This window comes from Streptomyces sp. NPDC087901 (genome assembly GCF_044742205.1).
GTDB lineage: Bacteria > Actinomycetota > Actinomycetes > Streptomycetales > Streptomycetaceae > Streptomyces.
Genome location: NZ_JBIUUC010000024.1, coordinates 1 through 23,673, shown reverse-complemented (window position 1 = coordinate 23,673; position 23,673 = coordinate 1). Strand labels below are relative to the sequence as shown.

17 protein-coding genes and 1 pseudogene are annotated in these 23,673 nt (G+C 68.4%); 11 read left to right on the top strand and 7 right to left on the bottom strand.

Annotated elements, in window-relative coordinates; translation table 11 throughout:
- Positions 1–82 precede the first annotated feature (82 nt).
- Both ACIOEW_RS39090 and ACIOEW_RS39085 read right to left on the bottom strand, forming a co-directional pair.
- Complete coding sequence (locus tag ACIOEW_RS39090) at positions 83–3,769, bottom strand: LamG domain-containing protein (protein ID WP_401970179.1); 3,687 nt, start codon at positions 3,767–3,769, stop codon at positions 83–85.
- A gap of 445 nt (positions 3,770–4,214) precedes the next feature.
- Positions 4,215–4,469 carry a hypothetical protein gene (locus tag ACIOEW_RS39085; protein WP_401970138.1) on the bottom strand — a complete coding sequence of 85 codons (255 nt, stop codon included), beginning with the start codon at positions 4,467–4,469 and terminating at the stop codon, positions 4,215–4,217.
- A gap of 366 nt (positions 4,470–4,835) precedes the next feature.
- Between ACIOEW_RS39085 and ACIOEW_RS39080 the strand changes: the two genes are divergently transcribed.
- From ACIOEW_RS39080 to ACIOEW_RS39030, 11 genes are all read left to right on the top strand, one after another.
- Entirely contained in the window at positions 4,836–5,012 is a 177-nt protein-coding gene (locus ACIOEW_RS39080; RefSeq protein WP_401970136.1) for a hypothetical protein, read from the top strand.
- On the top strand, positions 5,012–6,268 hold the full coding sequence (locus ACIOEW_RS39075; protein ID WP_401970135.1) for an IS3 family transposase: 1,257 nt from the start codon (positions 5,012–5,014) through the stop codon (positions 6,266–6,268). Before ACIOEW_RS39080 ends, ACIOEW_RS39075 begins: the two co-directional genes overlap by 1 nt.
- A 142-nt stretch (positions 6,269–6,410) precedes the next feature.
- The gene (locus tag ACIOEW_RS39070) at positions 6,411–7,334 is read left to right on the top strand and encodes a hypothetical protein (protein ID WP_401970133.1); all 924 of its coding nucleotides are present in this window, start codon (positions 6,411–6,413) and stop codon (positions 7,332–7,334) included.
- A gap of 230 nt (positions 7,335–7,564) precedes the next feature.
- A complete protein-coding gene (locus tag ACIOEW_RS39065) occupies positions 7,565–7,828 on the top strand; it encodes a hypothetical protein (RefSeq protein ID WP_401970131.1) in 264 nt (87 codons plus the stop codon).
- Positions 7,829–8,028: 200 nt separating this feature from the next.
- Positions 8,029–9,615, top strand: a complete 1,587-nt coding sequence (locus ACIOEW_RS39060) for an ISL3 family transposase (RefSeq protein ID WP_401970129.1) — start codon at positions 8,029–8,031, stop codon at positions 9,613–9,615.
- Between the two features lie 874 nt (positions 9,616–10,489).
- On the top strand, positions 10,490–11,692 hold the full coding sequence (locus tag ACIOEW_RS39055) for a hypothetical protein (protein WP_401970126.1): 1,203 nt from the start codon (positions 10,490–10,492) through the stop codon (positions 11,690–11,692).
- On the top strand, positions 11,689–13,752 hold the full coding sequence (locus ACIOEW_RS39050) for a hypothetical protein (RefSeq protein WP_401970124.1): 2,064 nt from the start codon (positions 11,689–11,691) through the stop codon (positions 13,750–13,752). The genes ACIOEW_RS39055 and ACIOEW_RS39050 overlap by 4 nt, the downstream gene beginning before the upstream one ends.
- 87 nt (positions 13,753–13,839) lie before the next feature.
- The gene (locus ACIOEW_RS39045) at positions 13,840–15,057 is read left to right on the top strand and encodes a hypothetical protein (protein ID WP_401970123.1); all 1,218 of its coding nucleotides are present in this window, start codon (positions 13,840–13,842) and stop codon (positions 15,055–15,057) included.
- A complete protein-coding gene (locus ACIOEW_RS39040; RefSeq protein ID WP_401970121.1) occupies positions 15,054–17,810 on the top strand; it encodes an RNaseH domain-containing protein in 2,757 nt (918 codons plus the stop codon). Before ACIOEW_RS39045 ends, ACIOEW_RS39040 begins: the two co-directional genes overlap by 4 nt.
- 109 nt (positions 17,811–17,919) lie before the next feature.
- Positions 17,920–18,402 carry a GNAT family N-acetyltransferase gene (locus ACIOEW_RS39035; protein WP_401970118.1) on the top strand — a complete coding sequence of 161 codons (483 nt, stop codon included), beginning with the start codon at positions 17,920–17,922 and terminating at the stop codon, positions 18,400–18,402.
- A gap of 320 nt (positions 18,403–18,722) precedes the next feature.
- A complete protein-coding gene (locus tag ACIOEW_RS39030; protein ID WP_401970116.1) occupies positions 18,723–19,643 on the top strand; it encodes a phosphotransferase in 921 nt (306 codons plus the stop codon).
- Here the strand turns inward: ACIOEW_RS39030 and ACIOEW_RS39025 are convergent.
- The 5 genes and pseudogenes from ACIOEW_RS39025 to ACIOEW_RS39005 all read right to left on the bottom strand — a co-directional run.
- Positions 19,628–20,296, bottom strand: coding sequence for a hypothetical protein (locus tag ACIOEW_RS39025; RefSeq protein WP_401970114.1), 669 nt, complete (start codon positions 20,294–20,296; stop codon positions 19,628–19,630). The two genes, ACIOEW_RS39030 and ACIOEW_RS39025, sit on opposite strands and share 16 nt — an antisense overlap.
- Positions 20,293–21,567, bottom strand: a complete 1,275-nt coding sequence (locus tag ACIOEW_RS39020) for a pyridoxal phosphate-dependent decarboxylase family protein (RefSeq protein WP_401970111.1) — start codon at positions 21,565–21,567, stop codon at positions 20,293–20,295. The genes ACIOEW_RS39025 and ACIOEW_RS39020 overlap by 4 nt, the downstream gene beginning before the upstream one ends.
- The gene (locus tag ACIOEW_RS39015; protein WP_401970110.1) at positions 21,524–21,787 is read right to left on the bottom strand and encodes a hypothetical protein; all 264 of its coding nucleotides are present in this window, start codon (positions 21,785–21,787) and stop codon (positions 21,524–21,526) included. The genes ACIOEW_RS39020 and ACIOEW_RS39015 overlap by 44 nt, the downstream gene beginning before the upstream one ends.
- Before the next feature lie 719 nt (positions 21,788–22,506).
- Positions 22,507–23,109: a hypothetical protein gene (locus tag ACIOEW_RS39010; protein ID WP_401970108.1), complete on the bottom strand. Its 603-nt coding sequence runs from the start codon at positions 23,107–23,109 to the stop codon at positions 22,507–22,509.
- Positions 23,110–23,150: 41 nt separating this feature from the next.
- A pseudogene (locus ACIOEW_RS39005) lies at positions 23,151–23,489 on the bottom strand (IS30 family transposase); the annotation flags it as partial.
- Positions 23,490–23,673: the final 184 nt, after the last annotated feature.

Below are 23,673 nucleotides of genomic sequence, written 5' to 3'. Positions count from 1 at the left end.
CGTCCGGGTAGACGCGCGGAGCGTTTCGAGCAGAACATGGGCAGGACGGGCAAGAATGCCCGTCCTGCCCATGTTCTCCTTGCTACTGCTGCTCGGTGTTGCGTCGGTTGGCAATCGTGTCGGTGGAGGTGGCTCCGGCCCAGACACGGACGCTGTCGATCATTCCCGGGAAGTAGCGCGCGGCAGCGCCGTTGATCTTCGCCCGGCCGATCTCGAACGCTCCGCCACCCTGCCAGGGCGCCGAGTAGGACACACCGTCGTCGTCGCCCATCAGGGCGCTGTCGACGTAGAGCTTGAGCCCGCCGAGCTTGGACGTGTCGTCGGGGTCGGCTGCTGCCTGCGCGTCGTAGACGGCGGTCAGCATGACCGGGACACCGAGTGTGGCGGTGGTCGTTGCGGTGGACTCGCTCTCGGTCCAGACCGCACCGGTGCCGTCCTTGTTGGGACGGCCGAACGTCCACCGACCCTGGGTGCTGCCGGCCGGTTGTTCGTACCAGACGCCCCAGGAGGACTGGCTCGTTCCTGACTGGCCGAACACCTGCACCGCGTACGACTTGGTGGTGTCGGCAAGCTTGGCCGGGTCCAGCGTCACCCACGCGGTTGCAGTGAACGAACCGGAGTCATCGACGACCGGGCCGGTTGCGGTGGCGTATGCGCTGGTGCCGTTCAGTGTCACGGTCTGTGTCGTGGTGACCTCTTCGCCGATTTCCGGGTCGCCGGTGGTGAGCTGCGTGAGCGCTGCCCCGTTGAGCGTCAGGTTCCGGGCGAAGCCGCTGGTGTCCTTGACCGTGCTGCCGGTCGCGTTGCTCATGTCCGTGGCGTCCCATTTGGCCACAAGGGCAGGGACTGGATCGCCCGAGGTTCCGTCGCTGAGGTCCTCGTCCTCCAGCCAGGCGTCGTGGGTGACCTCGGTGTCCGCGAGCGCGCGGGACCAGACTTTCACCTCGTCGATGGTTCCGGCGAAGTTCTCCTTGCCGGTAATCGCTCCGTACGAGGTGGACCAGCGGCGTCCGACCTGCAGGCCGCCCGATGCCTTCCAGGGGGTTGTGAACGAAACCGGGTTGCCCTGCGGAACGCCGTTGACATAGAGCTGGACAGTCTGCGCTGCGGCGTCGTATACACCAGCCAGGTGGGTCCAAGCATTCAGTACCGGCGGCTTGATGCTGAGCGAGCGGGTGATACCCGGATCAGCCTCGTCCGTCTGGTGGCGGTTGAAGATCCAGGCGTTGTACGAGCTGGAGTAGTACAGCTGGAGTCCGGAGGCATTCGTTCCTGCCTGGGACAGAACGGTGTAGTTGACGTCCTTCTTCTCCAGACGTGCCCATGCCGAGACGGTGAAGGACTTGGTGGTGTCCAGTACCGCACCAGGGGTGGAGAGGTAGGCGCTCGTGCCGTTGAGCTGCGCCGCGCCGATACCACTGCGCGCCCTGCTGTCCCATGTGGCCCCGGAGGAGGTCAGGGGGTGCTGGGTGGCGGTGGTGGAGTCGGTGAGGGCGTCATCCAGGTGCCAGATCCCTGAGGGCTGCTCGGCGCCCTTCACGAGGAAGCTGTAATAGCCGGTGAGTGAACTGTGTGCGGCCGCGTCGAAGCCCCAGACCTGAATGGTGTTCTCACCAGCCTGGTTCGGTGCGATCGTCAGGGTGGTAGCCGCGCCCTTGGCCACGCTGATCGGGGCGGAGAGCGCACCGCTGTTCAGTTTCCACTTGTAACTGACGACGTCCGACTGGATACCCGCTACGGCGGAGTTGGTGTCCGCTGGGGTGAAGGTGAACTTGCCCGTGGTGCCCACCCCGCCTGCGGCCGGATCGGTCTCGGCTGACTTGTACACGCCGTCAGCGCTGGATACGACAGGGGGCGGCGGAGAATCGGTGTCGACCCGGAAGTAGCACCAGGACGACCATGCGGAATCCACGACACCGCTGACGCCGCGGTCCGTCATGTAATACGCCTGTGTCTTGACCCTCATTCGGTAATCGGTCTGCGCCGGCAGCGTGCTGGAGGTCGCGTTACGGGGCGCGTTGTCTGCCACCCAGGCACTGCCCGGTGAGGCCGCGTACCAAGCGCGGCTGGAACCGTCGGCCTTCCATACCTCGAACATTGCGCGCAGCTGCGCGTTGGAACCGTCTGCGGACTGCACCGTGGCCAGCATCTTCGGCGTGGTGGCGCTGGTGGCGAAGGTCGACGTGGAGGCGTTGCATGCCCGCCCAGTCGTGCCTTGCTGAACACCGTACGAGGTCGGCTTGGAAGGATAGGAAACGTAGGTCACCGACAACTTTGCATCGTTGCGGAACCGCGCCCAGGCACCTGCGTCGGACTCATCGTGGGCGGCCAGAGAGAAGGTGATCTGCGCAGTCTTGTTCGCGGCGTAGGAGGCGAGAGTCGTCGTCAGATTCTCGTTCGTCTCCTCGCCCACGTTGTCGCTGAAGCGCACCCAGTCCGCCGGCTGCGACGGATCGCACAAGGAGCCCCGGCCATAGGCCACGTTCCGGTCGCCCATCAGGTCCACATTGCCGGGTCGGGACGACCAGGTGGTGCTGGACGAGATGCCCTTGTCCACCCGGCTCAGGTCGTACCAGTGCGGATCGCACGTGAACGTCCACGCCTGGTACACCTCCATCGTCGCATCCAGGATCTTCTTGCCATGGATCGAGGAGAGCGGGTACTCGAAGAACAGGCGCTGGGTGTACGGACTGCTGGAGCAGAGATACCCGGCGTAGTTGGAGCAACGTCCCACGCCCTTGTCGCCGCTGAACTCCCAGAATTTGTCACCGTCCGAGGACAGCGCTGTCCAGTCGCCCAAGGCAATGCCCTTGGTCGGCGGGTCAATGTAGAGCGGGAAGACAGTGTCCTCGCCGTGAAGGATCGCCGGATCGGGCGTGATCTCCAGGGTCGTCCCGTTGAGCTTGAGCGGGAGTTCGGCCACCGCGTCACCGCTGCTGGGACCTTCCGAAGGGGCAAGCTCACCCCCTGCGTCGAACAGCGGGTCCGATCCCGTCGCCTCCGGCGCACCGTCCGCCTGCGCATCTGCCGTGTCGGCGGTGCGGCCAAGCTGCGAGGCAGTGGTGGTTGGGGCGGTGTCGCCGGCCGAATCCCACATCCGCCCCGCCGGACTCTCAAAAACAGGCGAGCCGTCTGCATCGCGCGCCACGAAGCCACCGTCAGCCGTCGGAGTGATGTCCAGGCCCTCGCCGAAAACGCTCATCCGGATTGTCGCGAGCGCGGGATTCTTAGCCGCCTCCGCTGTCTTAACCACGAACACCGAGGTGTAGCCAGAGCTCAGCGCAGTCAGTTGCAGATCAACGTCCGGAAGGACTCCAGCGTAGGTAGCAGTGGCACCGTCGAGCTGCGGCTCGGGGAGCGCGGTGGGCCAGGCGAACTCCAGTTCGTGCCCCTTGTCCTCCAGCCTGACCAGCCCGTCCCCGCTGCCGCCGCCCGAAAAGGTGAGGCGAGCCGTCGTGTTCCTTGCCCGCACAGAACCGTCGGCTTGACGTACGAGGGTGGTGTCAATGGGGGCCCATTTGCCGCCGTCCTCGCGGGCGCGGACGGGAGCCGCGTTCATCTCCCGTGTGAACGTGCCGTCCGGGTTGGCGAAAACCTGGGACGAATCGGTGGTCGCCTCATCTACGGCCGCCCGCTCACCGGTCTCCGCGGCGAGCGCACTCGCCTTTGACTCCGGAGTCCCGTCAGCCGCTACCGAGGGCGTCCCACCGTCGGCAAGTGCCGGGGTTGCCCCGGCACCGATCACCGGAACAGCCCCTCCGACCAGCATGACGGCTATCGCCCAGCCCCGCGCCGCCTGACGCCAGCCATGCCGCCGTCTTTGTGTACCCACGCCCCACCCGCCACCCTTAGACGCTCATTACAAAAAGCTGTGAGGATCATGTGCTGATCACGTGTACAGGTCAATAGTGCCGTGCATCACATTGACTTCTTCGTCCCAGCTCAGCAGGGGTAGCGGGCCCCTCGCGCACCACGCGTGACACGGTAACGATTCGACGCTTCGTCAGTCGCTGGACCCCACTTCACGACCAGGCCGGGGCCCTGGCCTCCGTTCCGGCCTGAATGGCTGAAAAAGGTAGGGCAGCGGCGCTGCATCCCGCCTTTGGGTCCATCGACACTCCCTGCCTGACCTGCTGGATCGCCTCGAGTTATCTGTTGACCGGCTCCTGGAACGCAGGTGATAGTGGCGCGCGGCCGGTTACGTATCGGCCCGTTCACCAGGGGTGGGAACAAATGCTGGAGAGCACGAGGTCGGTTCCGTGCGTGCCGGAGGCGGCGAGCAGGAATCTGTTGCAGAGCGGGCGCAGACAGCTCTTCGGGATGGGCGGTTTGCCGCCGCGAGAGTCCGCGCGGAAGAAGTGCTGGAGGAGTTCGGGCCAAGTGCTGTCCTGTACCCGGTTCCAGGCCGTGCCCATGCGGCCGAAGACGTGAACGATCACGACGACCGGGCCGATTTGGTCTAGTGACAACTCTCGGTATGCGGCTGGGACACTGCCCCGGGTCGGCTCGGCGGCTGGCCGAGGTGCGTCACCTACGCAGGTCCGCTTGGCGCCGCACGTACAGCATGCTCGTGGGCCGACCGCCGCTGTTGTACTCAACGACTCGGGGCTGAGCCACGAACCAGCGGTCTCCGCCGCGCGTTCACTGCGCGTGAGGGTCCTGCACCAAGCCAACTGAACAGCAGTCCGCCCTCCTTCATGACATCGCGCTGTCCCTCACTGTCCCGCCGGCATGGTGTCGGGCTCCGCATCCGACCGTTTTCTCTCAAGGACACTCATGCCCAGACGTAAGCGCATCGGCCGCGTAGCGGCGTCGGAGGATCCGTCAGTGCGCTCGTGGCAGCCGCCACGGGCATCAGTCCCGGGCCCGCAGTCGCCCAGGACCTCCCCATCGTCCACGTGAACAATGTCGTCCTGCGGCCGTCGGACGGGGGCTGGTGGGCAAACACGGCCATGTCCGGGCCTTTCCTGGACGGCACCATGGTCTACGCGTTCGCGGGCCTTGACCCCTGATGTTGGACACACGAGACACTGGATCCTGCGGATCTGAGGACGGACATCTCGTGGTCATGAAGAACTACCCGCCGGAGTTCAAGGCGGATTCGGTCGCGCTGTACGAGTCGCGGCCTGAGGCGACGATCAGGTCGGTCGCCGCCGATCTGGGGATCAACCCGGAGACGCTGCGGAACTGGGTGAGGGCAGCCGGGGTGAGCCGTCCCCGGGGACGGCGGACGCAGAAACCGTCTCAGCCGCCGGCCCCGCTGCAAGGCGGAGAACGCCGCCTTGCGGAAGAAGGTCCGCGAGCTGGAGGAGGAACGCGAGATCCTGCGGAAGGCGGCGAAGTATTTCGCCGGGGAGACGCGCTGGTGAACCGCTTCCAGTGCGTCGCCGACCTCCAGCGCCGTCACGGCGTGAAGCGGCTCTGCAGCATCCTCGGCGTCGCCCGCTCGAGCTTCTACTACTGGCGCCGGACAGCCGCTGACAGGGCTGCCCGGAAGACGGCTGACGCCCGCCTGACCGCCCGGACACGGGCGGTGCACCAGGAATCGGACGGCACCTACGGGGCTCCGAGGATCACCGCCGAACTCCGGGAGACGAGCGGCGAGGCGGTCAACCACAAACGCGTCGCCAGGATCATGCGGGCGTCCGGGATCGAAGGGGTCCGGTTGCGCCGCCGGCACCGCACCACCGTCGCCGACCCGGCCGCGGCCAAGGCCCCGGACCTGATCGGCCGCGACTTCACCGCGGACAAGCCGAACACAAAGTACGTCGTCGACATCACCTACCTGCCCATCGACGGCGGGAAGTTCTGCTACCTGGCGACCGTCATCGACCTCGCCTCACGCCGTCTGGCCGGCTGGGCGATCGCCGACCACATGCGCGGCGACCTCGTCACCGACGCCCTGGCCGCGGCGATCCGCACCCGCGGCAGCCTCGCCGGATCGATCATTCACACCGACCACGGAGCTCAATACACGAGCAGGGCCTTCGCCGAAGCCTGCAGGTCAGCAGGGGTCCGGCAGAGCATGAGCGCGGTCGGGTCCAGCGCGGACAACGCACTCGCCGAGTCCTTCAACGCGACCTTCAAACGCGAGACCCTGCAAGGACGAAAAAGCTGGCCAACCGAGCGCGAGGCCCGACTCGACGCCTTCCGATGGCTCCACCGCTACAACACCCGACGCCGACACTCCCGCCTCGGACAACGATCACCGATCGCCTTCGAGAACGCCCTTCAACTCACACCAACTACGCTGGCACAAGCCGCATAACCCGTGTTCAGGATTCGGGGTGAAGGCCCTACCGCAGACTCTCCGTGCCATTGCCCCCGGTCGACTTCGGCAGGCGTAACAGGCCCAGCCCGTGAGCTGAATCTCCTGCTTAACCTGCTTCGGATTGGCACGATGAGCTGCGATGGACTTACAAGAGATTGCGCTGGTCGTCACCACCTCGGTAGCTGTCGTGGGGGTGCCGTCCACACTACTGATCGGTCGCTGGCAGCTCCGCGCTGCTCTCCAGACCGCTAGCTCCACGCACCATGCAGGTCTCCGTCAGGCGGAATCGGCCTATCAAGCCGCGCTGGACACGGTCCGGGCGCAGTCAGATTCCGCCCACGACCAGTGGCTGCGCGGCGTACGCCGGGAGGCGTGTTCGGTCTTCCTCCTCTCCATCGGGGAGCTGGTCGGAATTCTGGACCAGGTCCTGGACGGCACGGGCGCCCCGGACAGTTTGCGTCCGGCCAGCCGTGACCTTCAGCGGGCGCTAGCTGTGCTGGAGTTGGAGGGAGACGCGGAACTGGTGGGGGCCGCGCAGGAGCTGGTGGCCTGTTGCGATGAGATCGCTGACGCAGCGCTGGGCAGTAGTTTTGCTGCCCGTACCTGGCGTGTGCTCTATGTCAGGCAGGTGGAGGAACGAAACGCCGTAACAGGGCGGGAGGTGTTGAGCACACCGATCAACGATGCGGTCAACGCGCTGTCCGACCTCCAGATCCGTCTCGCCGGCATGCGCGACGCCTACACGGCTGTAGGGACACCGACCGGTGTCCGTCCGGGAACGATCAGTGCTCTCGCCCATTACGCCCCGCGAGGTGACCACCCGTTCGACTCCGTCGGTGAGGCTTACGCTGCCGTGCGGCACGTGTACGAGACGGCAGTGCAGTATCTGGAGCTGACCGACCTGCCAGACGAAGAGGCTGCCGTACTGTTGCGCGATGCCGTCAGCGACGGCCGGATCACCGTCCTCGATTACATGACAGGCCAGTCCACTCGGCTGAGCGAGACCCGTCGAACATTCCTGGCCGCAGCACGCCGCACGCTCGGAAACAACGACATCAGATGACCGGACCACCTGTGCTGCGGTTTGAGAGGCTGGCCGCTGACGGCCGTCCTGGGACGTCACAGCAAGTCGGGAACCTCGTCGGCCATGATGCGGGCAACGGCCAGGGCACGGCGCTGCTCCTTCTCACGGACGAGAACACCGACAAGGGCTGGGCAAGAGGCAGTGGCTCTTCACGGTGACATCGCACCGATTCCGTCCCCATGGAACCCGCATCGCATCAGAGTGACCACATGACGCAGGAACAGCGGGTGTACGGCAGCGAGCGTGATGCCCCGGTGCTCGGGCCGCAGCCCGGTCGCGAGTACCGCGAGCTGACCGGTGGGCCGCTGGATGGGCAGCTGATCGCGGTGACCGGCTGGACGGAAGAGCAGATCACCACCGGCGCGTACTTGATCACCCCTCACAGCGTATACGGGCCGGGCGACCGGGCCTCATACGGGCCTACCTTCAGCCTTCCTGGCGGTCCACGGGTATGGGAGGGTGACACGCCCTGACCGGCTGAGGGCGCAGCAGACGGACCGGTTGCGGTCTCCAGGCGGTCCAGACATGCGTAGAGGGCACGGACAAGCCGGGCACGGTTCTGGGCGTAGCGGACGGTGCACTTGGCTCTGTCGAAGACTCACGGGTTCTGGCACACATTCCGTGAGGACGATCAGCGGCGTTCTGCCACGGTGATGTCGCGTCATCTGAGACCGTGGTGCGGTGTGATGACCTCATAGCGGTGCTGTTTCCGCACTTCAGCGCGGTTCTGGTGGAGCGGGTGTTCACGGAGTGCGGTGTGGTGAACATTGTTGCGAGAACCCTAGATGCCACTGCTTCGTGTCCGGGCTGTGAACGTCCGTCGGACCGAGTGCACAGCTGCTACGAGCGTCGGCTGGCTGATACTCCGTTCGGCGACCAGCCGGTGCTCATAAAGCTGACCGTGCGGCGGTTGTACTGCGACAACGCGCTATGCGGGCGTCGTACGTTCGTCGAACAGGTCGCGGGGCTGACGTTCCGGTACGGGAGGCGGACGCCTGCTTCGCGCCGGACCCTGGAGGCCGTGGCCGTCGCGCTCGCCGGCCGGGCGGGAGCCCGGCTGGCCGTAGCACTGCATAGTGTGGTCAGCCGGATGACGCTGTTGCGGCTGCTGATGGCGCTTCCTGACCCCTCGTGGGAAGTGCCCAAGGTGCTCGGGGTCGATGATTTCGCCACCCGCCGCGGGCAGCATTACGGGACCGTGCTCATCGACTGCGAGACCCGCAAACCGCTCGCTCTGCTGCCCGGGCGGGACGCGGGGACCCTGGCCACGTGGCTGCGTGAGCATCCTGGGATCGAGGTGATCTGCCGGGATCGTGCCGGCTCCTACGCTGAAGGTGCCCGCGTCGGGGCCCCACAGGCAGTCCAGGTCGCTGACCGCTTTCACCTGTGGCAGAACCTCGGCACCGCGGTGGAGCAATGCGTGCGCCAGCACACAGGATGCCTGCGGTCACCCGGCTCCGACCCGGGTGACCTGCCGGACGTCGAACCCCCGTCGGCAAAGGAGATGTCGCCGATCGAAGCCCGCATCCGGGAACGTCACGCCGTCGTCCATGCACTCCTCGACCAGGGCCACGGCATCCGGGAGATCGCCCGCGAGTTACACACGGGTGGGAACACGGTCCGCCGATGCGCCCGTGCGGCGACCCCTGAGGAGTTGCTCGGCGGTCGGCGGCAACCCCGGCCCAGCCAGCTGGACCCTTACAAGCCCTACCTGGACAAGCGCTGGGCAGAGGGCCACACCAATGCTGTTCACCTGCACGCAGAGCTCAAAGAGCTTGGCTACCGAGGCAACTACCAGATCATCAGTCACTATCTGCGGCCGCGGCGCCGCCGCCGCATCAGCGTCGTCGGGCCCGCGCCACCAGGACTCCGGCAAGTCACCGGGTGGATCATGCGTCACCCCGACCGACTCTCGGAAAGCGAGAACAAGCAGCTGACCGAACTCCTCGCCCGTTGCCCGGAACTCGCGGCGGCCCACCGTCTCGTCGACAGCTTCGCCGCGATCCTCTCCACCCGCACCGGCCAGCATCTGAAGGACTGGGTCGTCAGCGCGCGAGCCGAGGAACTTCCCGGCCTCCACTCTTTCGCCACCGGTCTGGAGAAGGACTGGGACGCCGTCGTCCAGGGCCTGACGAGCCACTGGAACTCCGGTCCCGTTGAAGGCCGGGTCAACCACATCAAGATGGTCAAGCGCCAGATGTTCGGCCGCGCCAAGCTCCCGCTCCTCCGTAAACGGGTACTTCTCACTGCCGCCCGGTGATGGCCCTGCTCAGGCAGGACGAAGCCGTCGGAGTACGCACTCCGACGGCCAGCAGAGGGCTCGAACAACCACGTTGGTGACGACGAAGTACCCCGGGCTCACCCATCCGTCCTCTTTACTCACGAGCCCCGGACGGTGCTCGCGGTAGTAGCGACGCAACATACGGCGGCGCAACGGAGTCCCGGCCACCAACAGAACCGGAGCAACGACGACTGCCCCGATCGTCACGGCGAGCCGGACTGCCTGGATCCTGGCGACGCTCTCTATCCGCATCTCTCCAGTCTGCCGATCAGAAGAGACTCGTCCACCGCTCTCACGGAATGTGTGCCAGAACCGACTCACGACAGCAGCCGTCGACGACTTCGGGAGGCGCCTGCCGTACGAGGATGTCGATGTCGACGAGAACGGAAGGCGGTACGCCGCTGCGGCCCGTGCGCCGGCATCGATGCCGGGCTACCGACTGCCTGGCCCCGCAGCCAGCGCATTTGTCCTCAGCCACCCGCGGACCGATGGCGCCGCAGACAGCGAAGCGCTCCCCTGACAGTGGGCGGTGCTGTCCGTCGTCGTGAAGAACAGCTCTGCGACGGTCACCGATGTGCCTCCCGAGCTGCCCAAGAAACGCTGCTCCTCGTCATCGACAGAGCCATCGGTGAACTTCCTTCCGCGGCGCCTGCCGGTCGCTGTTGGGGGCACGACGCTGTTGGCCCCGGTCCGGAAGCAGCTGGACGCGAGTTCGTCCGGAAGACCACCGCAGCACACACATCGGACCGGGATCACCGGATCGGGGGAAGGTCCCCGAACTCCCGTGCCCTCTCACAAGGCGAGGGGGTTGAGGTTGTGGCATGGGCTCGATGCAGTAGGGGGGAGGACCGGGGTGTCGGTGGTGGCCGGGACGGCAGCGGCCGTTCAAGAACTCGACGTGGGCCAGCGCGCAGCGCTCGACGCCTGCGTGGTCGCGGCGCTGGCCTTGAGTAGCAGTGAGGGGGAGGCACAGGGGCGGATGCGGCTGCTGATGGAGTGCCATGGTCGCTACGTGCGATCGTTCGGGGTCCTTGAGCAGGCACCGTCGTACGAGGTGTTCACCCGTTGGCTCTGCGGAAGCCGGGTGGCCGACCTTCTGCCGGGACGGCCCCAGGGATCAGTGCTCGGCAAGCTGTGGCTGCTCGATGACGACGGTATGCCTAGCTCGGCGCTGCACCGGCTCGCGGTGGAGGCCTCTGAGCACGGCCACCAGGCCCCGGGGATTGGTGCTGACATCCGCCATCTGCACAGCCTGCTGCGGGCGGTGGGAATGCTGCCGGTGAGTACCGGGCTGTCGCGGATCTCCGGTGAGACCGTCCAGCACGCCGTCTTTCGCGCGCTGGGGGCTGCCGGCTTCGAGGCGTACACCCGGGGCCGGGAGGCGATGGTCCGCACGCCCGTCCTGACACGGCGTGTTTTGTCCCGGAACACCGCGTTGGTCGAGTTGGGCGCGTACACCGGTATCTCCCCGACGCGGCAGTTCGGCGGCCTGTGGGCAGCGTGTCCAATGTGCAGATGGACGATGCGCGCCGCCTACCGCCCCAACGGCGTGGTGGATGTCGAGTGTGAGGACGAGCGCCACAGCCTGCTGGGCGCCCGGTACCGGGCCGAGCCGACTGCGATGGAGGGCTGGCACCTGACCCCGCGCGGCGAACTGCGCACCGTGCCGGAGCTGCTGCCCGTGGAAGGTTACGTGGCGTTGCCCTACGCCCTGTGGCTGTGGGTGACGCTCCCGGGCCTGCTGGAGGTCGAGCTGCGCGACCGGCTGGTCGCTTTGGGCGCGGAGGTGCGGCTGTGGCCGTTCGGCGACGCGTATGACCTGCATGTCACTCGTCCCGGCCGGTCCAGGGTGTGGCACGTCGACGTCAAGACCTGGGCCGATCCGTACGGGCTGGCCCAGAAGTTGCGCGAGGATCCCGAAGGGCCCAGCGAGCTGTGCTTCGTGGTGCCTCAGCACCTGCGGGGGTATCTGCCGCTGCTGCGCCGGGTGGTGCGGAGCAGCGGGGCCCGGGTGCTGACCGATGCCGACCTGGTGGCGGAGGTGGAGGGGGCGTGAGCAGGACGCTTGCCGGTGCTCTGGCCATGGCCGATTATCTTCTTCCCGCCCGGTTCCGCGACGGGCGGCAGGTGGTGCGCGTCGCGGACGCCCATGTCCTGCTGAGCGGGCACGCGCCGCGTGTCGTGGCGGGCTGGGCGCAGTGGTCGGAGGCGGACAAGCAGCGCCTCGGCGCGCTGTTGGGCACCCGCCATCGGGGTGAGGCGCTACTGCACCACGTCGAACGGACCGTCTACAACGTCTTCCACACCCCGGACGCGGACGACCCGCTGCCCGCTCTCTACGCGCTCGGATACCACGAGCGGGGGCGGGCGTTTGAAGTGCTGCCGGCTCACGGGCAGGACCCTTCGGACGTCGCCGAACGCCTGCTCGCGCCGGCTAAGCCTCGGCGGCTGCTGCGGGTCGCGAGCGGATCGGGCTGGTCGGCGCCGACATCGCGTGGGCGGGTCCAGCTCACTTTCCCCGACGAGCAGGGGATGTACAGGCCGCCTCAGGTCGTGACCGCGCCGGCGGTTGAGCTGGTGGTGGACGCCGATGAGCTCAGCTGGCAAAGCCGGGACACCGACCAGGATATGCAGGGCCCGGCATTCCGTGAGAAGCAGATCGCGCTGCTGCTGCGCGGGACCATCGGTGGCGGGCAGCGCCCCTTGGAACCCATCGTCATGCCGCCGGGCCGGACGCACCTGCTGAGTGCGCCCCCGGGCGTGGGCAAGAACGTCTTCGGCCGAGGCCTGGCGATCCAGCAGGCGGGCCTGGACCGCACCACCGTGCTGGTGGTCAGTGACAACGGCGACGTCTACGGCGAGGCCTCCACCTTGCAGCAGGAGCTGCGGGCGGCGGGCGTCAAGGAGACGGCCACGCCGTTCATCGCCCCCAACAGCCGGTACAAGTTCGCGCTGCGCTCCGCCGCGAAGCTGGAGGGCACCGGCGTGCCGCTGGCGCAAGCCTCGGCCAGCATTGCCTTCCTCGTCAACAACTCCGCCTACGGGTGCGCCGCGCAAGCGCAGCTGGAGGGACGTGACGCCTTTGAGGGCGGCAGGGAGCCGTGCACGGTTGCGGCGTCGGATGCTTTTGGCCAGCCGGAGCGGGCGCTGTGCCCGTATGTGTCGTCCTGCGGGAAGTTCTCCCACGTCGAGGCCGCGACGACGGCCAGGATCATCGTGACCACCCACGCCTGTTTCCAGTCCGGGATGATCAAAGTTCCGGTGGAGGTCGACGGGGAGGTCCGCAACAGCATCAGCGTGCGGGAGTTCCTTCTGCGCCTGGCGTCCTATGTGGTCGTCGATGAGGTTGATGCCTACCAGTCGCGGGGGTTCGGTGAGTGCGGCGAGCTGGAGCTCGCGTCCCGCTCCCGCCCGACCACGGTGCTGCGGCGCATCCGCGACAGCCTGCACCAGGCGCCGCCTCGGCTGGCGGTGGCGGTGCGCCGGCCCCTGACTCGGGCGGTGTTCCTGGCTGAGCAGCTGCTCGACCTGGTGGCCGGGGAGGAGGTCTGCACCGAGGTCGCCCAGGCCCAGGCCCTGGCCCGTGGGCAGGACCCGCGCCGGACGCGGCAGGTCCTGCAGGACCGCAAGCGCTGGTATCAACCCCATCAGTGGGACCGGCATCTGCTGGAGAACCTGATCGGGGCGGATCCCGAGGCCGCGGCCACCGCCGAGCAGTCCGACTGTCTGCAGGCGCTGCTCCCGCGCGTGGCCACCCGGCCGGGCGACCGACCTTCCGGCGCTGTCCTGCCGGATCGGCTGCGGCCCGTCCCGGGCGTGCTGGAGCGGATGCTCACGATCGACGAGGGCGGGGAGTGGCAGCTTGCTTCCTTCAAGGACGAACTGCGGGAGATCGTCTCCGCCGCGCTGCCCGCCTTCTGCGCTGCCGAGGACGGAGCCGACAGAGCACCTGCCGAGTCCACGGTGCCGGCACAGCGCGGGCTCGACCGGCCGGAGCCGGTGCAGGCGCTCACGCGCACCGAGGTCACCGCGGGCGTCCTGCACGCGTTGATGATGAAGACGTGGCTGACGGCCATCGTCCACACGATGTTCACCCTGACGGACAGGGCCGGCTAACTCACCGGGCACGGCATCGACGCTGCCTCCGAGCTCTCCGACGCCATCGGCCACCGGGGCTCCGGCACTGTCGTCCCGTTCGGTCCTTTGGGCCGGCAGCTGGGCGGGTTCCGCTTCGAGGGGCTGGACGATCCGGGTGGCCACGCGACTTTGAAGATGGAGGTGCTGCGCGCCGATCCCCATACCGAGACGCAGTTCCTCGGCAGCATCGTCTCCCTCGCCCTGAGCGGCCGCCAGCGCACTGTCCTGGGCATGTCCGCCACCGGGTTCATGCCGGGCGCGGCACGCACCCACCTGCTCGCCCGCCCCGACTGGGCGATGCCCGACACCCTCCGAGATGGTCTGACCATCTTCAACAGCACCCCCGTCGCCGACGGAAAGCTCTTGGCTGTCGGCAGCACCCCCTACCGCGAACGCGACCAGCGGGTCATCTCTCTGGCCGCCGGCTACGCACCGGGCCTGGTGCGCGACCTGGGCCGGCTGGCCGCAGACGCGCGCACCCGCCATCGTGCGCGGGCCCTGATCACCGTCAACTCCTACCGGCATGCCCGCCTGTTCGCCCAGGCCCTGTACGACACCGCGCTCGCCCTCGGACGGCGGCTGCGGATCTACGTCGCTGTCGCGGATACTCCCGACCCGTCTCTGCCGCCGGTCTGCGATGCGATCGGCCAGCTCACCCGCGACCGTTTCGCGGAGCTGGCGGACCTCGACGGTGAGGTGCTCATCTCGCCGCTGCCGCGCACCGAGCGGGGCTTGAACGTGCTAACCGTGTTCGAGGGCATCGCCGTGTCGGCCATCACCCTGATCGCCATGGGTGTGCGGCCGGTCATGCCGGCCGAGGACCCTGCGGTGCTGGCGGCCAGTGTCGCCGCCCGGGCCTGGCGCGACACCGTACCCGACGACGACCCCGCCGCCGTACTGGCCCGGGCCCGCGCGGCGGCCGACGCGCACCTGCGCCTGAACCTCAACGCACCCAAGCGCTTCTCCGCTCTGCCCGACGAGCTGAAGTACGAACTCGTCGCCACCCTCCTCGGGCAGAGCGTCCAGTTGGCAGGCCGCGGACGCCGCGGGCAGACCCACGTCGAGCTCCACTTCATCGACGGCGCATTCCACGACCCCACCTGGGGATCCGACCTGCCCACCCTGATCCGGGGATGGCTCGAGCAGTCCCCGCAGGACGACCTCGCCCAGCTCGGCGCTTCCTACGGCCACACCGTCGAGGAATTCGCCGAGTACGCCCACGCCCAGCACATGCTCCCCGCGCTGCGCGCGGGCTTTGACTCCTACCTGGGAGAGTACGCATGAGTCGCCCGCTCGACAGCGTCGCTCGCAAGCAGGCGCGCCTGCTGCAGTTCCGCACCGCTCCCGCCGACCTGGGCGAGGTCATCGCCTACCGGCCCGAGGCTCCCGTGCTGGATCTGGCCATGGAGCTGTCGCGCGAGTACAAGCGCAACGTCAGTACCGGTCTGGATGTGCAGCCCCCCTACCGGGCACTGGAGTGTGTCCTGCGCGCGGCGGCGGGCACCTGGGCGCGCTGGCAGTGGAACGACGGCTGCTACGAACTCCTGTGCGCGGCGCCGATCAGCGCCGAGGACCGGCACGACGTGTTCCGTTACTGGGCCGAAGCCGTGGTCCTCGGGCCCGACGGCCGGCGCATCGGCGAACAATTGGCCGAACTCCTCGCCCGGGCCGAGCCCCGCTCCGCCGTCCTGCCCGCGCCGCCGAGCGCCGGCAAACGCTCGCGCGCATGGTGGCCGGGCGAACTCGCCCGCTGGCGCCTGGCCGAGGAACTCGCCGCCCTCGAGTGGCCCCGCAACAACGGCGCCCCCGTCCGTTTCACCCTGTGCACCGACGGCCGGCTGGCCGCGATCGGCCACGAACTGCCCGCCCAACCCGATCGCAAGGGCGTCGTGCGGCACCTGCTGCCCCGTATCACCATCGGCACCGCCGCCAGCGGTCACTCCCGGCGCCACGCGGTGACCGTGAACGCCACCACCACCCTCCTCGCCACCTCCTGGAAGAGGGTCGCCACGGTCCTGCTGGCCAACCCCGACCAGCCGCTCGTCGTCTCCGCGGCCGCCGACGGCCCGCCGTGGAAACGCCGCCTGAACGTCCCCGCGGTGGCCGCCAGTCGCCGCCTGGCCGCCCTGCCCCGCCTGAGCGCGAACGTGCCTCCTTTCCCCGAGCACCTCGCCAACGACGCCCTGGCCGACACCGCCCCCGGGCCGGTCTGGGCCGTCGCCCCAGCCAGCGCCCGCACCCCCGGCCTGGGCCGTGGACACGGCATGGAGTTCTTCCGCCGCATCGAAGAAGCCATCGACAGCCGGTGCGAGAAGTACAGCCACCGCAGCCCCGTGTTCATCGAGGTCCCCGGCATCAAGGTGCCGCCCACCGAGAGCGGCTCACGCGTCAGCGGACCGATCCCCTTCGAACGGATCCCCGCCGCCCTGGACGCCGCCGGCGTGGGCACCCTCCTCGTCCCCGTCCTGTGGAGCACCGACGAGGTCCGCGCCCGGGTGAAGGGCGCGATCGCCGCCCAGTGGGGCCCCGGCGAGGACTGGAAGGCCGTCGACGGTGTCGCCGAACCCGTCGCCGGCGGGCGTATCGAGGTCGTCTTCCTCCACGACAAGACCGATGCGCTCGGCCACGGGCCGCGCACCAGCGCGGAGCGCGAGCGGGACCTGGCGCAACTGCTCGCCCCTTACACCCGCGAGGACATGCTCGTCGCGGCGATCTGCGAGACCGACTGGGACCCCGAGCGCTGGTACCCGAGCGTCGAAGGCCGCGAGAAGGCCGAGGCCGAGGACGGCAAGTGGCCCTCCAAGCAGGCTCTCGCGCGCCTCGCAACGACCTCCCAGTACATCAAGCAGGCCCCGCCGCCGGTCCCCACCCACACCCGGGAAGGCAAGCCCTACAACGAGAAGTACCGGGCGAAGAAGGTCGCCTCCCGCCAGAGCGGCCTCGACAGCTCGACCGCGAACGTGCTGCGCGAGATCCTCACTGGCGTCGGCGCCACCGACCACCGCCTCGGTGCCGCGTTCGGCAAACTGCCGCTCGAGAACTGGTGGCACATCGGCATCCACGTCCGCCGCCACGCCCAGCGCCGCACACCCGGCAAGCGCCGTACCACCGAACCAGCACCGATCACCGCAACCCTCACCGCGATGCGCCCCACCGGCGGGAAGGACGACCCCTGGCAGGTCTGGGCCTACAGCCCCCAGGCCGGGCAGTGGCAGCCCCACAGCCCGGCCACAACAGCGCTGCACGCCACCGACCTCGCATGGGACGTCAGCGGATACCGCGCCGCCGCGGACGAGACACTCCAGGCCCGTGCCGCCGCGGACATCGTCGAGCAGGCCCTCATCGCCACCCGCACCCAACTCCCCGCAGCAGCCCCCGCCGTCCTCTACGTCGACGGCGACGCCGCCGAGTACATCTGGGCGGGCCTCACCGATGAAGCCCTGGGCCAGGACCCGCCCCCCGGCATGTCCCGGCCAGCGTCCTGGCTGCCCGGCCACAGCCTCCCCCGCGCCCAGCGCCCCTTGGCCACCGTCCGCGTCATCGGCGACCTGGAACGCATCGGCCGCCCCACCGGCGCCCACATGCGCACCAGCGACGGCACCTGGCGCGCCACCGACACCACCAACAGCCTCTTCCAACTCGCCACCGACGACGGCGCCGCCACCTACCCAGACCTCCTGCTCGTCAACGTCCCCCGCACCTGGGCCGCCGGCCCCGCCGGCCGCTTCGGCAAGGACGAGACACGCTTCGACAGCAGCAGCCAGAACAAGAACGGCTACGCCCACACCGCCACCCGGTTCACCGTCATCGCCCAGAACCCCGACGCCGACTGCGACCTCATCGGAGCCGTCGCCGCCGTCCTGACCAACCAGGGCATCACCTCCGACGTCCGCCAAAGCACCCCCACCCCCCTCCACCTCGCCCGCAGGATGGACTCCACCCACCCCTACCACCGCCGCACCGCGGAAAGCACCGAAGACGCCCCCGATGCCACCGAAGACGGGAACACCGCGCAGGAGGAGACAACCAGCCTGTAGCCAAGGCGCGCTCACCCCGACGAGGAGTCCCTTGAGGAATTCCGGGATACCGACGCCAAAGCTGACGCCGATGCCCTCCACGCCGCTACGGTCCTGGGACAATCTGGCCATGGCGCTCATCCGTGACATCACCGCGGCCGACGACTCAGTGGTGGCGGCGCTGCTGGCCGCGAACGGTCTGGGAGACGGCTGGGGCTACGAGCCCGAGGGGCTGAGCGTCGTTGTCGCCGAGCTCCACGAAGCCGTTGTTGGAGTGGCCGAGTTCCAGCTCCACTGCGACTTCGGACACGACGAAGGCCGGGAAACACACCCAGGAGAGCAGACGTTCGTTTTGACGATGGCGGTCGCTCACAACGATCGTCGTGGCGGGGTCGGACGAGCGCTCCTCGCCGAAATCGCCCGCCGGGCCAAGGAAGCAGGCGACACCTTCCTAGCTCTGGTCCCTCAAGACGGCGATGACGCAGATGGCCGTCGGTCGTTCTTCAAAGCGTGCGGGTTCGCCCTCTACGGCCCCGACAGACCAGGCGCGGCCTGGGGCTGCCCTGCCTCGGAGATTCTCCCGGCAGGCACGGCCGTCGGCGAAGGACGCTGAGCATCCAAAATGCGGAGGCCAGCGGGCAGGTGGCCCGTCGCCCGCGTCTGGTACGAACTGGCGGTACTCGCCGCTGACCGTGTCGCTTGCATGCCGAAGGCTCCGCCGCGGCAGAGAGGATGGCGGTCTTCTTTCCTCGCTCGGTGACGCCGATCCCCGCGTAGACCGTAAGGAAGCATGAGCGGCTGGATGCCGTGGAACTCGATTGCGATCTGTGGCTCCTTCTCGGTTGAATCGGAACTTAGCGGACAGGTGCGGCAATCTCCGGGAATTGGCCGACAGCAAGGTCTGATCTTTCTAGCCGACCCGAGGAGCTTTCTGTGAACACACCATCGGTGCGGCCGCGCTGGGAGGGCCTGCCGGCTGAGGTGCGGGCCAAGGTGCAGGCGCGTCTCGGTTCGCCGGTGGTCGAGGTCAGCTATCCCGAGGGCGGTTTCACCCGTGGGCTTGCCGTGCGGCTGACGTGTGCCGACCGCAGTGAGGTGTTCGTCAAGGCCGCGGATCTGGCGCTGCCGATGGCGTCCCACTACCGCGCCGAGGCCTTGGTCGGGGAGCACCTGCCTTCTGTGATCGCGCCCAGGCTGTGGTGGTCGCTGGAGTCTCACGGCTGGATCGTCAACGCCTTCGAGGCGGTCCTGGGCAGGGGGCCCGATCTGGGGCCCGGTTCCGCGGACCTGCCCGGCGTATTGGACGCGGTCGGTTCACTGGAGCGGGAATTGACCCCGTGCCCGGCCTCCGTGGGTGAGGCCGGGGAGACCTTGTCTCTGCTGGCAGGTCACTGGGAGCGGCTCGCTGCCGCCCCTGCCGGCCCGGGTGCCTGGTGTGCTGCGCGTCTCGCTTGGCTGACGGAGATGGACGACCGGGACGCGTTGGTGAAGGCCGCTGCGGGTGACACGTTGGTGCATTGCGATCTGCGGGCGGACAACATGCTGGTGGACACCGAGCGGGTGCGGGTCCTGGACTGGTCATGGGCGGCTCGTGGTGCGGCGTGGGTGGATGCGGCGTTCTTCGTCCCTCAGCTGATCCTCGCCGGTCACAGCCCGGTCGGAGCGGAGGCTGAGCTCAGAGGGCGGGTTCCGGCGTGGCGGGCGGCAGATCCGAAAGCCCTGAGCATGTTCGCGGTGGCGATCACCGGCTACTGGACGTGGAACCAGGCAAACAGCCCCGGTGACGCACTGAGTGCGTACCGGGGCCGGGCGGCGGAGGCCGGCAGGCGGTGGATCGATTACCGGCTCGGCTGAAGCCCCGGAGTGGCGGGGTGGTGGTCGGTCAGACCTCGGGTGAGGACGGACAGCAGGTGCGGGGCCACGAGGTAGCCGAGGTAGTCCTTCCCGGTTCGGCCGTCGGGTGCCTGCCACAGCGCCGCCCACGCCCTCTGGAGGGTCGGCGGGTCGCCGTGGGCGGTCAGGGACTGGGCGAGGGTGGCGGCGGAGCGTTCGGCGCGCCGGACCTGCCGGTGATAGGCGGTGACGTTCCCGCCCAGGAAGACGTGGGGGCTGGTGAGCACGTTGAAGATCAGACGGAGCCGGAAGGCGTCGGTGCTCAGGAACCAGGTCTCGCGGACCGTCGCAGGTGGGGTGCCCCAACTGGCTTGGAATCCGGCGAGGGCGGCGGCCTGGTCGACCTGGTCGCCGGTGGCGTACAGCTTCACCGCGTAGGGGACTTCCTCGTCCAGGTCCAAGCCGTTCCGGTGGTGCAGCGCCACGACTGCGGCAGTGAGCGTGCTCAGGCCGGCGTCGTCCAGGGGGTGGTCGCCGGTGTAGAGGAGGTCGAGGTCGGAGGTCGGCTGGCGGGTGTTGGTGGCGTGGGATCCGTAGGCGAGTGCGTAGCCGCCGGTGTCAGGCAGCAGGTCTGCGGCCTCCAGCAGGACCGTGGGCGCCGGGGCAGGGGTCATCGGGATGCCTCCTGGCCCAGGCGGGTGACGTAGTCCAGGACGTCGCGCATGTGGGTGGGGGTGATGCGCGGGTTGATGGACATGAACCGCAGCGGGGCCAGGACGGCTCCGCGCCGGATGTGGCCGTGGTCGTCGGGGAGGGTGAACTGGTGCAGGTGCCAGCGTCCTTCGTCCATCAGGCGGCGGTGGATGGCCCGGTTCACCTGGTTGAGCCGGGCCACCTGGGCGTCGGTTGCGGTGCCGGGATGGATGCCGGGCGGCAGGTAGCAGAACGCCACCGCGCACAGGTCCGGCTCGTGCAGCCGCATCAGCTGGGAGTGAGCGTCCACGAGCGTCGCGAACGCCGCAGTTCGGTCCAGGCGCTCATCCATCATCCGGGTCAGGCCCTGGCGGCCCTGGGAGCGCAGTGCGGCCCAGGCGCGCAGGCTGGTCCACTCCTTCGTGCCGAGCTGCGGGGTGACCTGTCCGAAGGCATAGTCCTCTTGCATGATCAGGTCGGAGTAGGAGGAGACCATGCGCAGGGAGGACGGGTCGCGTACGAGGAGTGCGGATGTGGCGTAGGGGACGTTGAGGACTCTGTGGGGGTCGACGGTGACGGAGTCGAACGCTTCAATGCCGTCGAGGAGGTGGCGGCGGCGTGGGGTGAGCGCGGCCATCAGGCCCCAGCAGGCATCTGCGTGCAGCCACACCGACGGGTCTGCTGTTCGGACAGTGTCGTGGACGGCTCGCAGGTGGTCAATCGTCTGGGTGCGTGAGTCCCCCGCGTAGGCGACGACGGCCATCAGACGGCCGGCGTTCTCCTTGACGGCCTGGGCGAGGGCGGTCAGGTCGTAGCGGAAGTGGTTAGTGTCGACCTCGATGAGGTGGGTTCCGCAGCCGGCCCAGGCCGCGGCGCTCTTGACGCTGTAGTGGCCGACCCCGCGGGGCACCACGAGCCCGAAGCGCTCGGGGTCACGCACGCCGTCGGTCAGGGTGCCGGGAACCGTGTGCTCGCGGGCGAGCATCATCGCGGTGGTGTTGCTGCCGGTGCCACCGTAGGTCGTGATCCCTCCGGCCTCCCACACCGACGTCACCGCGCAGGCCGGCACGGTGGGGTAGCCGATCAGCTCTCGCAGCCATCGGATCACTGCGATCTCCGCCATGGTGCCGGACGGGGAGCAGAACGACTGGTTGATCAGGTTCTGCTGAGCCAGAAGCGCGAAGATACCGGCGACGAGGGAGGCGGGGTCAGCGCCGGTGTCGCCGAATCCCATGAAGCGGGGGCTGTTCATGTTTCACGCAGTACGGCAGCAGCCGCTCGGAGATGTCCTCCCAGATGGCCTGCGCGGTGGCCGGCTGCTCGGGCAGGTCTTCCAGCAGGAGATCACGCAGCGTGTGCGGGGTCGCCCGGCGGGCGAAGACGTCTTCGCTGTCCTTGAAGGCCAGCGACTGAGCGATCACCTCCTGGAGTAACGGGGTGAGTGCGGTGAGCGGGCTCGGTGTTGACGGCATCTCTTCCTCCAGCAGCAGGTCAGAGAGGAACCAGGTGGCCGGCCTCTTGCCCGGGTGAGGCAGCGGGCGGCCTGTACTCCAGCTTCATGCGGAATCTGGTGGGCCGTCATTGAGGCGCTCGCGGCCCGTCATTGCGGGCTGCCCGCAATACGGCGCCCTCCCATGTGGGGCTTCAGGTCGGTAGCGTGGACAGGCTGACTCGCCATTCGTACGGGGGTACGCCCATGGCCAAGTGACCCGCTCGAGACGCTCTCAGATTCAGCGTGAAGCCGCCCCAGGTCCGTATGCGCGGCCAGCGCCGGCAGCACGACACCGCCCACATCGCCCGCACGATTCAGGACGCGCTGGGCGAGGTGAACGCACTGGAGGCGTGGCGGTTCGCCCTGGGATGGTCCCGGGCCCAGACCGTCGCCCAGATCGCCACGCTCTATCGCGCGGACGGGCTCCTCCCGCCGGGGCTCTCCGAGCCGATGCTGTGCCGGTGGGAACACGACGGGACCGAACGGCCGGGCCCGGAGTACACAGTGATGCTGTGCCGGGCCTACGGCGCCCGGCCCGAGCAACTCGGTCTCGCCCGCGCCCTCGCGCCACACACGAATGCCCTCTTCGGCCGGGCGGTGATCCGGTACGGTCGGCCCGAGATGACCGTGTACCCGAAGGGTTCGTGGGAAGGGATGGAGCCGATGACTACCGCAGCCGGTTTGCCCGCTGTCCGAGAATCACTCCACCTCACCCTGCTCGCCGACCCGCAGGGGCGCGTCGGGACGGCTGACCTGGTTGAAGCAGCCGTCGAGCACTACGCGCTGAACTACTCCAAGCACCCGCCGCAGATCCTGTTCAACGAAGTACGCCAGGTCCGCCAGCTCCTCACCCCCGTCCTCCAGGCCGACCCCAGTGCTTCGTACGGGGTCGATATCCAGCGGCAGGTCGGCTGGCTCTCGGCACTCCTGGGAAACCTGGCCTTCCACCTGGACGATCTGACCGGAGCCCGAACCCACCTGTCTGCAGCCGCGGCCTGGGGTGAACGGACCGGCGACATCCGTCTGGCCGCGTGGGCATGGGGCGCCCACAGCATGGTCGCCCGTACCACCGGCCGCTACGACGCCGCCCTCGCCCACGCGGAACGCGGCGCCCGCCTCGCCCCGGCCGGCCTGGTCCGGGCGCAGCTGCATGCCTGGGCACTGCTGCCGGCTCTTGCCCGCCTGCAACGCGCCGATGCCGCTGATCAAGCTCTGCGTACGGCGCTGGCGGAGCTGGAAACCGATCCGTCGGGGACCGCGCCGGGCAGGTTCGGGTTCGACGAACCCGAACTCGCCCTCCACCAGGCCGAAGCCAACCGGCGGATTCCATCAGTGGTTGCGAATCACCTGGTCAATGGGCCTGCAAGGCATTCTCGCATGGCCTCGATCGGAGTCTTGTCCCCGAGCACGATGCGAGGTCTGCGGTTGAGCTGGTGGGCGACGGCGCGAAGATCCTTTGCGGTGTGGACGGACAGGTCGGTGCCCTTGGGAAAGTACTGCCGCAGCAGGCCATTCATGTTCTCGTTGGTGCCGCGCTGCCAGGGCGAGTGAGGGTCGCAGAAGTAGATCCGGAAGCCAGTGAGGGCCTCGATGTCCTCGTGGAGCGTGAGTTCGCGTCCCTGGTCCCAGGTGAGGGTTCGCCTCATCTGGGGCGGGATGTGCGCGGTCTGTGTGATCAGCGCGTTGCAGCAGTCGGCACTCTGTTGGGGGCGTACCTCGGCATGCAAACACTCTCCTTCCGGAGCGTTCGCAACCACCGATAGAACTCAAGCCGCGTCCAGGGGCCGGTTCTGCCATTAGGCCATGCCCTCGATGACCTTGTCGGTGATCGTGGAGATCGTCTGACGGGATACGTCGACGCCGTAG

Bases quoted from the DNA above. Each gene is read 5' to 3' on its own strand.
- ACIOEW_RS39090 (WP_401970179.1), bottom strand. From the start codon at position 3,769: ATGCTGGTCGGAGGGGCTGTTCCGGTGATCGGTGCCGGGGCAACCCCG.
- ACIOEW_RS39035 (WP_401970118.1), top strand. From the start codon at position 17,920: ATGGCGCTCATCCGTGACATCACCGCGGCCGACGACTCAGTGGTGGCG.
- ACIOEW_RS39065 (WP_401970131.1), top strand. From the start codon at position 7,565: ATGACGCAGGAACAGCGGGTGTACGGCAGCGAGCGTGATGCCCCGGTG.
- ACIOEW_RS39025 (WP_401970114.1), bottom strand. From the start codon at position 20,296: ATGACCCCTGCCCCGGCGCCCACGGTCCTGCTGGAGGCCGCAGACCTG.
- ACIOEW_RS39015 (WP_401970110.1), bottom strand. From the start codon at position 21,787: ATGCCGTCAACACCGAGCCCGCTCACCGCACTCACCCCGTTACTCCAG.
- ACIOEW_RS39040 (WP_401970121.1), top strand. From the start codon at position 15,054: ATGAGTCGCCCGCTCGACAGCGTCGCTCGCAAGCAGGCGCGCCTGCTG.
- ACIOEW_RS39070 (WP_401970133.1), top strand. From the start codon at position 6,411: ATGGACTTACAAGAGATTGCGCTGGTCGTCACCACCTCGGTAGCTGTC.
- ACIOEW_RS39020 (WP_401970111.1), bottom strand. From the start codon at position 21,567: ATGAACAGCCCCCGCTTCATGGGATTCGGCGACACCGGCGCTGACCCC.
- ACIOEW_RS39075 (WP_401970135.1), top strand. From the start codon at position 5,012: ATGTTGGACACACGAGACACTGGATCCTGCGGATCTGAGGACGGACAT.